The sequence below is a fragment of the Bifidobacteriaceae bacterium genome (genome assembly GCA_031281585.1).
Lineage (GTDB): Bacteria > Actinomycetota > Actinomycetes > Actinomycetales > WQXJ01 > JAIRTF01.
Genome location: JAITFE010000073.1, coordinates 1 through 12,570 on the forward strand (window position 1 = coordinate 1; position 12,570 = coordinate 12,570).

The window sequence follows — 12,570 nt, forward strand, 5'->3', positions numbered from 1 at the left end:
CGCAGGGGCAGGCGCTCCCAGGCGTCGGCGGTCGCGGCGCCCGCGCGCGGATGGCAGCGGGCCGCGCGTTTGGCGGCCGCGGGCGACAGATCCAGCACCAGGCCGCGCGCGGCCGGGATTGCGTCGAGGACCTCCGCCAGGTAGTAACCGGTGCCGCCGGCCAGGTCCAGGATCAGAGGCGGGAATCCCAACGCCGGCGTGCCTTCGCCAATCCGCCCCCGCAGACCGGACCCCCGCCCAGGCTCGGGATTCGACGCGGATCGGCGCGTCGTCTCACACTCCGCCGCGGGCTGGCGCTGCGGCGCGAGTCTCGCATCAGGCCGGGACTCGGCGTTCCCGATAGCCTCCGCGACCGCCTCGGCGACGGGCGCGGCGATCGGCTGGTAATGCCCGCGCGCCAAGAAACTGGCCCTGGCCTGCACCATCGCGACGCTGTCCGCCGCGTGGCGCGGGGCACCTCCCCTGACCAGCGAGGCATAGCCCGCCCGTGCCAGGTTGAACGTGTGCCGGGAGGGGCATACCAATGCGGGGGCGACGGCATCGGGCAACGCGAAGGGCTGGGCGCAAACGGGACAGGCGAGCGCGTCCAGGACCAATGCCAAGGCGCTCACGCGAGCCTCCTCCCGAAACGGTGGGCGCGGGGCCGGCGTTCAGCCAAGCCGCCCGGCCGCGGGGCTCTCACGACCGGCAGCGCGGCCACCACCCCTCGCCCCGGAGGTGATAACCGATCGCCATCCTGCAATTATGGCGTCACCGACGCCGGTTCCCCGCCGTCGTTGACTGAGCTGGCGACCGGACGGCGGCGAATGGGTATCTCTCCCCAAAACGTGGTCAGGACGGGTTTGACAAACAGTTAGTCTATAAAAGACACCAGTCGCCCAACGGTGCGCCCAAAGCCCATCTGGTCACGCGCCCAGGGCCTTAGCCCATAGCCACAGTGAGGTTCACAGCCCATGTTCCAACGCGCAACGAAACCATTTCCCGCATCCGACCCGACCCAATCCACGCCCGGTTCCGCCGACGGCCCGCTGAAGAGCCGGACGCGCAAGCTGTTCGCGCGCCGGTGGACCCGTGCCGTCGCCGTCGGCCTGACCTCCGGGTTGGTGCTCACGGCGGCACTGGCCGCCCCGGCACCTCCCAGCCGCGCCGACGCGGCGCACTTCGAAATGTCCCAACTCGAATACGGCCCTAACGAGGACATCTTCATCGAGTACGGGGTTCTGACGCCCGGCTGCGACACCCTCAACATAGTGCAGTCGGATCTGTACATAGTGAGACACGGCACCGTCGGAGCGGGGTCGAAGTTGACCGACGTCGCGGGAGCACCAACCGTGGCGATACCCATGACCATGGGTTCCTACATCGGATTGCTGACCATTGGCTATACCGCGCCCGGCGGGAAGATCGGGCGAGGCGAATACGACGTGGTGGAGGATGTGTGCCAAGACGGCTACTTCGACGGCCCGGACACCATTTTGTCGCCAGCTTTTAAGGTGGCAGATCCCGATCCGCTCCGGCCGCCGGATCCCGCGGCAGAGGCGGCAATCCGAGATATCAAAGACGCAGCAGCCGCAAGAGCGCAAAAGAAGGGATTGGCCTGGGCTCTCGTCGCCGCAGCGCGGCTAGGTGCCCGAGGTCGGTACACCTACTACAAGATCCACCTCAGCATCTTGAAGGAGGTCACGCTCTGGTCGTGGTCTATCGACGTGGGAATTGCCAACGACCCGCCCGACCCGGCCTTCACGCAGGCGGTCTCCGCGCCGCCGATCGACTCCTATGAGGAAACCGACAACGGCACCGAACTCGGCCGAGCGTATCAAAGCCTCTATTATGCGGCGGCTAATGAAGCGGCTGCCGCAGAAGGTTTCTTGCACGCTTTGGAGAAGTACCAAGGCGCCGAGGGCAAACTCGGCACCAACCCGGATGCCTCAGCCGCGTTGGCGCAGGCCAAAGCAATTTCAGCCTACGCCCGCCAAGCAGTCAAAGCTCTTGAGGCCGGGCAAGGCGCCCGCGCCGCCGCGATCGCAGCCGGCATTGACGACCGCTGGACTGCCGCCGACCACGCCCAAGCCCAAGCGGTGCGCCAACGGTTGAGGGCCGGGGGATCCTTCACCTCCGACGAGTTGGGGCTGTTGGCCAGCCACGGGATCACCGGCCAGGCCGAACTGGCGCAATTGGCTCAAGAACTGGCCAGCGACGACACATACGACGAGGCCTACCAATCGTTCGCCGATTGGGACGCCGAGGAGACCGCCAAAGAGACCGACTTGGCGGACGCCTTCGAGGGCGTGGCCGCGCTGTTCGATGGCTTCGCGGCCCAGTTGACCGCGGACATGACGGCGGCCGGTTACGCCTTTTACCCGACGGTGACGGTCGCCGGCCCGGCCCAGGCGACCCTGGGCGACACGATCGCCTTGACGGCCGCCACGAACGCCGCCAACACGGTCGCCTGGGACACCGACGCGGACGGGCAGTTCGACGACGGGACCGGCACCACGGCATCGGTCGCCGCCTCCCACCTGGGGTTGACGCGGATCGGCGCCAAGGTGACCGACCCGACCGGCAAGGAAGCGGTGGGCTACTCGCTGGTGGACGTGTCATACCCCGCCGGGCACCCCGTGATCACTGCGACCGACCCGGCGGCGGGCACTGAGCTCCCCGTTGGGCACGGCGACACCAAGACCCTCACGGTCACCCCCGGCCACACCCAAGGCAAGGCGGTGACCGTGACGTGGTATGTCAACGGCCAGGCCGTCGGCACGGGCAACACTCTGACGGTGACAGGCAGCAGCGCGAAGAGCCCGCAAGACGTTCAAGCCAAGGTGACAGACGCCAGCGGCCTTTACGCCACCGCGTCCTGGGATTTGTTCACAATCCAGGTCTCGCCGCCGCCGGCAGGCACCGGGCCGGCGGCCGCTTTCGTGTTCGACCCGGCGAATCCCAACGTGGGGGCACCGGTGTCCTTCACCGACTCCTCGCAGGCGTCCGCCGGGCGCACCGTGGCGGCGTGGGCATGGGACTTCGACGGCAACGGCTCGGTCGACTCCACCGCGCAGAACCCGCAGTGGACGTACAGCACGCCGGGTGCCTACCCGGTGTCTTTGACGGTGACCGACTCTGAGGGCGACCAAGACACCGCCACCGTCACGGTGGTGGCGTCGAATCCGTCCTACCTAACGGTTTACCCGGTGGCCGGGACCATGTCCAAGGGCCAGGTGACCGTGCGGGTCAAGGCGTGGGCCAAGTCCGGCTGGACAGAATTGTCCGGCGCGCAGGTGGTGGTGTCGGTTGGAACCCACTCGGTGACGGTCACCACCGGCGCGGACGGAGTAGCCGAGGCGCGGGTGCCGGTGGTGGCGGGCACCCCGGTGACCGCAGAGCTGATTGGCGCCGCCGATGGCTCCTACGGTCCGGCGCTGGACTCGAACGACTTGTCGGCCTACGGCAAACCGCAGGGCGATGTGGTGTTCGTGGTAGACGAGTCCTGGACCATGGGGGCCTACCAGGACGCGGTGGCCGCCAACCTGAACGTCATTGCGGGCACGCTCGCGCAGTCGATCGACTACCAGTTGGGGCTGGTCGGCTTTGGCGCGTACGCGCATTCAAACGAGGTGGAGCACATCGACCTGCCCGCGACCGACTCGCTGGCCGACTTCGCGGCGGCCACGAGCCGCTTGGAGCGCAACGGGGCCAACGAATGGGGCACAGACGCGATCGTTTACGCCCTGGGTTCCCGTGTGGGCGTGCGCCCGGAGGCGGCCACCTGCCTGGTGCTGCTAGCCGACGAGCACACGCAGATCCGCAACGTGTCGGTGGCCGAGACGGCGCAGGCGTTGGCGGACAACGACGCGACGCTGTTCTCCGTCATCAATCCGCGCGTGGACACGATTGACTACCAGAACCTGGCGACCGGATCAGGTGGAGAGTGGTTTGACATCGCGCAGTTCGCAGCCGACCCGCAAGGCGTTCTGGACGGATTGTTGGCGGGTTGCGTCGCCTCCGTGACGCAGCGCCCGGACCTTTCCGTGACGGTCGACGACGGCTTGACCCAGGTTCCCCTGGACGGCGCCGGGACGTTCACGGTCACGGTGACAAACGACGGATTGGTGGACGCCACCGGCGTCGACTTGGTGTTGGAGTCGACCAGTCCGTTCACACTCGGCGCGATCAGCGGATCCGGCACGGCGGCGGCCCCAACGGGCGGCGGCGGGGACGTGGTCACATGGCCGTCGTTCGGGTTGGCGGCCGGTGACAGCGTGAGCTTCACGGTTGGCTGGTCACCTTTGCCCGGCACCCAACCCGGCGACGTGGTGTCGGTTGAAGCGCGGGTGGAGGACGACGGCTTGAACGGGGCGGATTTGTCGCCCGCGAACAACCAGGCTTCGGATTCGACCACCGTGGTGGCGATCCCGACCCAGCCCGTGTCGGTGGTCTACGTGGACGATGCCGCCGCCGGGGCTCCCGTAGTCCCCCTCGCCGGGACAAGGACCGCTTTGGTCGGTCCGCGGTTGTCGCCCGTCGGGTTCACCGAGGCCGAAGCCCGCGCCGGCGTTCCCGCCGGCTACGTGTTCGTCTCGCTGGACAATGTGGCCACCTTCGACGACGACGATTCCCAGGCGCAAACCATCACCGTGCATCTGGCTCATCACCACACCCAGTCGAGTTTGGCGGTGACCCGAACCATCGAGTACCTGGGCGCCGGCGCGGCCACCCCGGCCCCGGTGGCCGAGGACCTGCTGTGGTACGCCGATGCCGACGACGTGACCGGGGATGTGGTGTATTCCACTCCGGGCGGCTATTCGGAGGTCGCCTCCCCGGTGGTGCCCGGATTCACGGCGGACCCGTTGGTGGTCGAGGCCACCGCGCCGGTGGCCTCGACGTCCGTGCGCCCGGTGGACACAGTCGTGACCGTGGTGTATTTGGCCGGCTCGGAGCAACTGGTTTCGGTTGTGTACGTGGACGACGACTTGGGCGGCGCGCCGGTTGTGCCGGTGGCGGGGTCCCGGACGGCGTTGATCGGCGCCAGGCTGTCGCCAGTCGGGTTCACCGAGGCCGACGCTTTGGCGGGCGTGCCCGCGGGTTACGTGTTCGCGTCGTTGGACAACGTGGCGACGTTTGACGACGACGAGAACCAGGCGCAGACCATCACGGTCCATCTGACCCACCACCACACTCTGTCCACGCTGGTTGTGACACGGGTTGTGCAATACACCGGCGCGGGGGACTCAACCCCCGAGCCGGTGGAGCAAGAGGTGTTGTGGTACGCGGACACCGATGACGTGACCGGTGTGACGGTGTACTGGTCGTCCGAAGGCTACCCGGAGGTGGCCACACCGGACGTGGACGGCCACACCCCTGACCGCGACCTCGTTGAGGGCACGGGCCCGGTGGGGCAAACGACGTTGCCGCCCACGGACACGGTGGAACTAGTCGAATACGAACCCGCCCAGGAACCCGAGCCCACGCCGACGCCCACCCCGACTCCAAGCGGTTCGGCGCCGCCTGCTCCGCCGGCCCTGCCGATCACGGGTCCCGGAGGCGCGGCCGGGGTTGCGGCTCTGGCGGCCCTCCTACTGGGGCTGGGAGCCGCCTTGGTGCGCGCGAGGCAAACCAAACGGCATCGGGCAACGCTTTAGCATTCCTGTGCCAACGCCCGACGGCCCCCAGCCCGTTGTTGTGGCTGGGGGCCGTCGGCGTTGTTGAAGAGCCTTTCCGCGAGGCGGAGATCAATGTCCCCGTTGCGATAGCCCCTGTGCTTTCGCGACGCAAGTGACGGCCGGAGCCGCTGGTGGCGGGTGAGAGATTCGAACTCCCGAAGCGATTCCGCGTCTGATTTACAGTCAGATCCCATTGGCCTCTCGGGCAACCCGCCTGGGCCGACCCGCGAACGAGCCAGCGCCAAGCAACCATACTAGTTAAGCGCGCCTGGTGAAAATCGGCGCCTCGGGCGTCCTGCCCGGCGGCGACGGAGCCAGCTTTCCGGCGCTTCCAGCCCGCCAGCCAAAGGAGTTCAAAATGATCGTTGTCACCATGAACGAGATTCCCGGATATCAGGTCGACGCCATCCTGGGCGAGGTGATGGGCGTGACGGTCCGGTCGCGCGACATGTTTTCGCAAATGGGCGCGGGGCTCAAGGCGATGGTGGGCGGCGAGCTGAAAGGCATGACGTCCAACCTCTACGAGTCGCGGGTGGAGGCGACCAACCGCATGACGGCGGAGGCGGGGGCCAGGGGCGGGAACGCCGTGATCGCGGTCCGATTCGACGCGTCCGACCTGGGCGGCACGTGGACGGAGTTGTGCGCGTACGGCACGGCCGCAGTCGTCTCGCCCATCCCGGCGGGGATGCCGGGTGCGACGGCGCAGTCCGCCAGCGCCGCCGCGCAGCCGGGGCAACCGCGCTAGCCGCAGGGCGGCGCGGCGGGGGCTGGCGAGCGGCAGCGGCGCGGCCGCAGGACTCTCAGGCGGGCGGCCGATCCGTCTGCCGGACCGGCCCGGCGGGCGGCCGGTGGGACAATGGTGGGCATGGCTCAAGACTCTTCGTTCGACATCGTCTCCAAGATCGACCGCCAAGAGGTCGACAACGCCCTCAACCAGGCCGCCAAGGAAGTCCAACAGCGTTACGACTTCAAGGGCACCGGCGCGTCGATCGCGTGGAGCGGACAGGAGCTGATCGTCATGTCCGCCAATTCGGAGGACCGTGTCAAAGCGGTGTTGGACGTGCTCCAGACCAAGCTGATCAAGCGCGGGGTGTCGCTCAAGGCCATCGACGCGGGCGAGCCGCGCCAATCCGGCAAAGAAGTCAAGATCGACGCGAGGCTGAAAGAGGGCCTGAGCGCGGAGATGGCGAAGAAGATCGCCAAAGCCATCCGCGACGAAGGCCCGAAGGGCGTGCGCACCCAGATCCAAGGCGACGAGTTGCGGGTCACGTCCAAGTCCCGTGACGACCTTCAGGCTGTGATCGCCCTGGTCAAGGAGAAGGACTTCGAGGCGGCGCTCCAGTTCGTCAATTACCGCTGACCGGGACGGGCTGACCGTGGCAGGCCGCCCGGGACAGGCCGACCCGGAGGCGGCCGGCCGCCTCAGGCCGCCACGAAGATGTGCTTGGCGGTGTCCGGGTCGAGGCGGACCTCGGCCGGGCCTGAGCCGACGGCCACTGACCGGCCGTCCAGCCGGGCTGGAACCTCGGCGCCCGGGCGAACCCCGGCCGCGTCCAGTTCGGCCATAAGGTCAATACTGGTCTGCAGGTTCTCCCCCAACCGGACCACGCGGAACGGCCCGGTCGCGCCCTCGTCAAGGGCTTCGGGCAGCCGGATCACCCCGGACATGAATTCCGCCACCGACTGGTTGTCGCCCAGTTCCGCCAGGCCCGGAATTGGGTTGCCGTAGGGCGAATGCGCGGGATGTCCCAGGATCTCCAGCAACCGGCGCTCAACTTCCTCGCTCATGACGTGTTCCCAACGGCAGGCCTCGTCATGGACCCGCGGCCAGTCAAGCCCGATCACGTCCGTCAGCAGCCGCTCAGCCAGTCTGTGCTTCCGCATCACCTGGATCGCCCTGGCCCTGCCATGATCCGTCAACCGCAGGTGGCGGTCCTCTTCCACCACCAGCAGTCCGTCGCGCTCCATCCGGGCCACAGTCTGCGAGACGGTGGGGCCGGAATGCCCTATCCGCTCGGCGATCCGGGCGCGCAGGGGCGTCAAACCCTCTTCTTCGAGTTCGTAGATGGTCCGCAAATACATCTCGGTCGTGTCGATCAGTTCGGACATCGCTCGCATCCCTCCCTCTTTCGCCGTCGCCGGGTCACCCCGGTGGGGTCGCCGCTCCAAGCGTAATCGGTCCAGCGTACCCGTTCAGGGCGCCGGGTGGCGGGCATCGTAACGCCAAAACGGGCGGTGCCAGCGGGTCAGGAGCGCCACCCCGACCACGCAGGCCACGCCTCCGGCCACGACAGCCCAGCCTTCGCCCAGCAGGTCCGAGTCGAAGCCGGTGACCATGTCGCCCAGGCGCGGTCCGCCCGTCACCACCACGATGAACACGCCTTGCAGGCGCCCGCGCAGGTGGTCCGGCGTGGCGGCCTGCAAAATGGTGCCCCGGAAAACCGCGGAAACCGTGTCCGCCGCCCCGGCCACGGCCAGCCCAACGCCCGCGCAGACCAGCGCCCACCAGATGACGTGGTCCGGGTTGGTCCGGCCGGCGGCCACCAGCACCAGGCCGGTCAGCACGATCCCCACTCCCCAAACGCCCACGGCGACCACCACCCCGCGCCCTTGCCAGCGGTAGCGTCCAACCGGCCCCGACAGGACCGACGCGGCCAGGGTGCCCACCGCCAGACAGCCCGCGAGCACGCCGACCGTCGGTTTGCCCCCGCCTATGATGACTGCGGCGATGGCCGGAAACGCGGTCCTTGGGAAGGCCAGCACCATGGCGCAAAAGTCCGCCAGGAAGGTCATGAGCAGGTTCCGCCGCACCGCCAGGAACCGCAGACCCTCCCAGACGGACCGCCAGCCGCTCACCTCACGCCCGTCGGCCCCCGGCACCTTCAGCGGCGGCATGGGGGGCAGCCGGAAAAGGGCGTAGAGCGCGGCGGTGAAAGTCACCGCGTCGATCAGGTAGGTCGGCCCGTAGCCAACGGCCTCAACCAGCGCGGCCCCGACCAACGGACCGCAGAGGGTCGCCAGCGAAAACGTCATGGTGTTGAGCGCGTTGGCGGCGGGCAGTTGTTCCAGCGGCACCAGTCGCGGGATGATCGCGCTCCTCGCCGGCGAGGACACCGACGCGGCGCCCGCCTGCACCGCCACCAGCAAGTAGAGGAGCCAGACGGAGTCCGCCCGCAGGTAGGCTTGCAGCACAATCCCGAAGGTCGCCAACCACATGACGGACGATGCCGCCAAAGCCACTTTCCGCCGGTCGTGGGCGTCTACCAGCGCCCCGCCATAGAGCCCCAACAACACCACCGGCGCCAGCGCGAAGCCCCCGACCAGCCCGACCGCCAGCGACGACCCGGTCAGGTCGTAGACCTGGAGGCTAACCGCCGTGGCCGTCAGCATGGCGCCGATGTTCGCCAGGGCCTGACCCGCCCAAAGCCGCCGGTAATCGACGGACTGTTTCAGCGGGGTGATGTCGGCGAAGATGGACGCCACGGTGTGACCTTAGCCTTGCCGCCGGCTTTGGCCGTCGCCCGGCTCGTCGTCTGGCCCGGCGCCCAGTGTGTCAGGGGCGGGGGACGATTGGTCGCCAACGCCTTGTTCGCTCGCGGCCTCCTCGCCGGTCGCGCCCTCGCCCGGATGGGACTCGTCCGGCAAGTGTTCCCCGGCGGCCGGGTTGGCCACCGACCAGTGCGGCGGCAGCAGGTGGTCGAACTTGATTTCCACTTTCCAGTGGACCTTGGCCCAGATCATCGCGGCTATCCCAATGGCCAGGGAGGTGATCGCGCCGACCCCGATCGACCAGCGCGGCCCCCAGGTGTCGGCGATCCAGCCGACAATCGGCGAGCCGATTGGAGTGGCCCCGAGGAAGACCATCATGTAGATGGACAGGACGCGGCCGCGAAGCTCGGGCGGAACGGACAGCTGCAAAGTCGAGTTGGCCGCTGTGATGAGCGTGAGGGTGGCCGCGCCGACCAGCACGCCGCTGGCGGCATAGGTCCAATAGGTCGGCGTCACCGCAGAGACGCCGGCGGCCAGGCCGAACGCGATGGTCGAACCGATGACCAGGCGGACGCGGGGGCGGCGGCGGCGGGCGGCCAGGAGGGCGCCAAAGACCGCTCCGACGGCGAACAGCGATCCGAGGATCCCGTATTCGCCAGCCTGCCTGTCGAACACGCCTCGCGCCATCACACCCATGGTCAGCTGCGAGTTCAGGCCGAAGCAGGAGACCACCCCGATCACCACCAGGATGACTTGGATGTCGGTCCGGTGGCGGACGTAGCGCAGTCCGGCCCGCAGTTGTCCCTTCGCGCGGGTCGCGGACGGCATCGGCTTGAATTCAGACACCCGCATCATGGCCATGGCGCCAACAGTGAACACGAAGCTGAGGCCGTTGGCCATGAACACCCAACCTGACGGCCAGGCCGCCAGCGCCAACCCGGCCGTGGCGGGCGCGATCATGCGCGCCACGTTGAAATTCGCCGAGTTCAGGCCGACCGCGTTGGCCAGGAGGCGGCCGCCAACCAGTTGGCCCACGAAGGTCTGGAAGAACGGCGCCTCGAACCCGGCCACGGTGCCGCTCAACACCGCGAAAACGTAGATGCCCGGCAGGTTCATGTGCCCGGCCAGCAGCAGTCCGCCAAGTATGAAGGACAGCACCGCCTGCGTGGATTGGGTAATCGTGTAGACCAGGCGCCGGTTCCACCGGTCGGCCAAGAGGCCGCCGATCGGCGAAATCACCAGGGTTGGCCCAAACTGCAGGGCGGTGACAATGCCGACCGCCAAGCCGTTGTCGTCGGAGAAGACCGTCAGGACAATCCAGTCTTGGGCCACCCGCTGCATCCAGGTGCCGGTGTTGCCAAACAGAGCCCCGAAGAACCAGAGCCGATAGTTCCGAACAGCGAACGACGCGAACGTCCCGCTCATAACCTTCCTCAAAGAACGCGCCGGTTGGGGCGCCGATTAAAGACCCCAGGGCCGGGCTGCCAGCGTGTCGGAACACGCTCGCCGGGACGGGCCACGGTTCGTTTTCGTGTTCATCCGCTGCCGGATGAACACGAACACCGCAAATGTCCCGGCCGGGTCAGCACCGGCCCTCGAGAGTATGCGCCTACCAGCCTAGCGAGCGCAGAACCACACGTATAGGCTCAAGCGCGAAATAGATCACGAACAGCACGCTGGCCACCCACATCAGCGGATGCACTTGTTTGGCTTTGCCGACCGCCGCCTTGATGATGACGAAGGAGACGAATCCGGCGCCAATCCCCGCCGTGATCGAGTAGGCGAACGGCATCAGGATGATGGTCAGGAAGGCCGGAATGGCGATCTCGTAGTTCTTCCAGGAGATCCCGCTGACCTGCATCATCATCAGGAAGCCGACCACCACCAGGGCGGGCGTGGCGGCCTCGTAGGGGACCACGTTGACCAGGGGCGACAAGAACGTCGCCAGCAAGAACAGCAGCCCGGTGACAATGTTGGCGAAGCCGGTGCGGGCGCCGTCGCCCACGCCCGCGGCCGACTCGATGTACGCGGTGTTGGAGGACACGCCGCCCGCGCCGCCCGCGATCGCCGCCACCGAGTCGACAATCAGAATCTGCTTCGTCTTGGGCGGGTTGCCCTCTTTGTCGAGCAGACCGCCTTCGGCGCCGATCGCCACCATTGTTCCCATGGTGTCGAAGAAGTCGGCCAGCAGCAGGGAGAACACCATCAAGACCAGCGTCAACAGGCCGAGCTTCTGGAAGGCGCCGACAATCGAGAATTGGCCCAGGATGGAGAAATCGGGTAACTCGAAGACGCCGCTGAACTTGGGCACGTTCAAGTTCCAGCCCTTCTCGTTTTCCACTGCGGGCCCCAGTTTGGCGACCGCCTCCACAATGACGGCCAGCACGGTGGCGGCGACAATGGCGATCAGCAGCGCGCCCCGCACTTTCCGCACCATCAGGATGATCGCGATCACCAGGCCGACCACGAAGACTAAGACCGGCCAGGTGCCAAGGGTCCCGGAACCGCCCAGTTGCAGCGGCGTGCCGCTGGCGGGGGTGACGAAACGGGCGTCGACCAGGCCGATCAGCGCGATGAACAGCCCTATGCCGACCGAGATGGCAATCTTCAGTTGCGCGGGCACGGCCTTGAAAACGGCCTCGCGGAACCCGGTCAGCACCAAGATCAAGATGATGACGCCCTCAAGCACCACCACGCCCATGGCATCCGCAAAAGTCATGTCCGGCAATTGGGCCAGGGTGAACGTGACAACGGCGTTGATGCCCAGCCCGGCCGCGATCGCCATGGGGTAGTTCGCCACCAGGCCCATCGCGATCGTCATGATCCCGGCGATCAACGCCGTGCCGGCCGCCACCGTGCCCAGGTTGGCTTCCTCGCCGCCGCCAATGAAGGTGCCGGCGGAGGACGGCGCGCCGGACAGGATCAGAGGATTGAGCACAATGATGTAGCTCATGGCGAAGAACGTGACCAGGCCGCCGCGCACCTCCTGGCCAATGGTCGAGCCTCGCTCGGTGATCTTGAAGTAGCGGTCTATGGGACCTTTGGGAACGGCTTTGGGAGACGGCCGGGAGGGAGCAGACTTTGCCATGACGGCGATTCTCGCAGATCGGTGTTGCCAACGCCAAACACCGCCGGACGGGCCCCAAGGAGTGCGCCCTGGGTGGGTTAGGATGCGGGATGTGAGCACGCTCCCTCCGCCCGTTGAGATCAACCATCCCCTGCTTTTCGGGATCGGCACGGGGCTGTGGGCGCTCGCCTTGGCGGTGTTGGTGGCGCTCGACCTGACGGGCGTCTACCAGGCGCGGGTCTGGATCTGGGTGTGCGGCGTCGGCGTGGTCCTGGGGATAGCGGGCGTGGTTTATTCCAAGCATTCTTGGCGCGCCCGCCGCGACTGATCGACGGCCGGTCTGCGGCGCGCCGGCGC

The 12,570-nt window shown here is 67.6% G+C and carries 8 protein-coding genes, 1 tRNA gene and 1 pseudogene; 4 read left to right on the forward strand and 6 right to left on the reverse strand.

From position 1 onward, the window contains the following. The coding region (locus LBC97_08695) for a hypothetical protein (GenBank protein ID MDR2566118.1) at window positions 1-611 on the reverse strand (611 nt) is incomplete at its 3' end. Between the two features lie 342 nt (window positions 612-953). On the opposite strand from LBC97_08695, the gene LBC97_08700 reads away from it, so the two are divergent. Beyond that, the gene (locus LBC97_08700) at window positions 954-5,636 is read left to right on the forward strand and encodes a PKD domain-containing protein (GenBank protein ID MDR2566119.1); all 4,683 of its coding nucleotides are present in this window, start codon (window positions 954-956) and stop codon (window positions 5,634-5,636) included. A 150-nt stretch (window positions 5,637-5,786) separates the two neighbouring features. Here the strand turns inward: LBC97_08700 and LBC97_08705 are convergent. Next, a tRNA-Tyr gene (locus LBC97_08705) sits at window positions 5,787-5,872 on the reverse strand. A gap of 143 nt (window positions 5,873-6,015) precedes the next feature. Here LBC97_08705 and LBC97_08710 point away from each other — a divergent pair. Both LBC97_08710 and LBC97_08715 read left to right on the forward strand, forming a co-directional pair. Beyond that, on the forward strand, window positions 6,016-6,402 hold the full coding sequence (locus LBC97_08710) for a YbjQ family protein (GenBank protein MDR2566120.1): 387 nt from the start codon (window positions 6,016-6,018) through the stop codon (window positions 6,400-6,402). Between the two features lie 120 nt (window positions 6,403-6,522). After that, window positions 6,523-7,017: a YajQ family cyclic di-GMP-binding protein gene (locus LBC97_08715; GenBank protein ID MDR2566121.1), complete on the forward strand. Its 495-nt coding sequence runs from the start codon at window positions 6,523-6,525 to the stop codon at window positions 7,015-7,017. 161 nt (window positions 7,018-7,178) lie between these two features. On the opposite strand, the pseudogene LBC97_08720 reads toward LBC97_08715, so the two are convergent. The 4 genes and pseudogenes from LBC97_08720 to LBC97_08735 form a co-directional block, all read right to left on the reverse strand. Next, window positions 7,179-7,766: pseudogene (locus LBC97_08720) on the reverse strand (metal-dependent transcriptional regulator). An 84-nt stretch (window positions 7,767-7,850) separates the two neighbouring features. After that, window positions 7,851-9,140 (reverse strand): MFS transporter, encoded by a 1,290-nt coding sequence (locus LBC97_08725; GenBank protein MDR2566122.1) that lies wholly within the window; start codon window positions 9,138-9,140, stop codon window positions 7,851-7,853. A 9-nt stretch (window positions 9,141-9,149) separates the two neighbouring features. After that, a complete protein-coding gene (locus tag LBC97_08730; GenBank protein MDR2566123.1) occupies window positions 9,150-10,571 on the reverse strand; it encodes an MFS transporter in 1,422 nt (473 codons plus the stop codon). Between the two features lie 184 nt (window positions 10,572-10,755). Next, complete coding sequence (locus tag LBC97_08735) at window positions 10,756-12,234, reverse strand: NCS2 family permease (protein ID MDR2566124.1); 1,479 nt, start codon at window positions 12,232-12,234, stop codon at window positions 10,756-10,758. Between the two features lie 91 nt (window positions 12,235-12,325). On the opposite strand from LBC97_08735, the gene LBC97_08740 reads away from it, so the two are divergent. Continuing rightward, window positions 12,326-12,541: a hypothetical protein gene (locus LBC97_08740; protein MDR2566125.1), complete on the forward strand. Its 216-nt coding sequence runs from the start codon at window positions 12,326-12,328 to the stop codon at window positions 12,539-12,541. The last annotated feature ends 29 nt before the right edge of the window (window positions 12,542-12,570 follow it).

Coding starts and splice junctions, on each gene's coding strand:
- LBC97_08700 (MDR2566119.1), top strand. CDS start 954: ATGTTCCAACGCGCAACGAAACCATTTCCCGCATCCGACCCGACCCAA.
- LBC97_08710 (MDR2566120.1), top strand. CDS start 6,016: ATGATCGTTGTCACCATGAACGAGATTCCCGGATATCAGGTCGACGCC.
- LBC97_08715 (MDR2566121.1), top strand. CDS start 6,523: ATGGCTCAAGACTCTTCGTTCGACATCGTCTCCAAGATCGACCGCCAA.
- LBC97_08730 (MDR2566123.1), bottom strand. CDS start 10,571: ATGAGCGGGACGTTCGCGTCGTTCGCTGTTCGGAACTATCGGCTCTGG.
- LBC97_08735 (MDR2566124.1), bottom strand. CDS start 12,234: ATGGCAAAGTCTGCTCCCTCCCGGCCGTCTCCCAAAGCCGTTCCCAAA.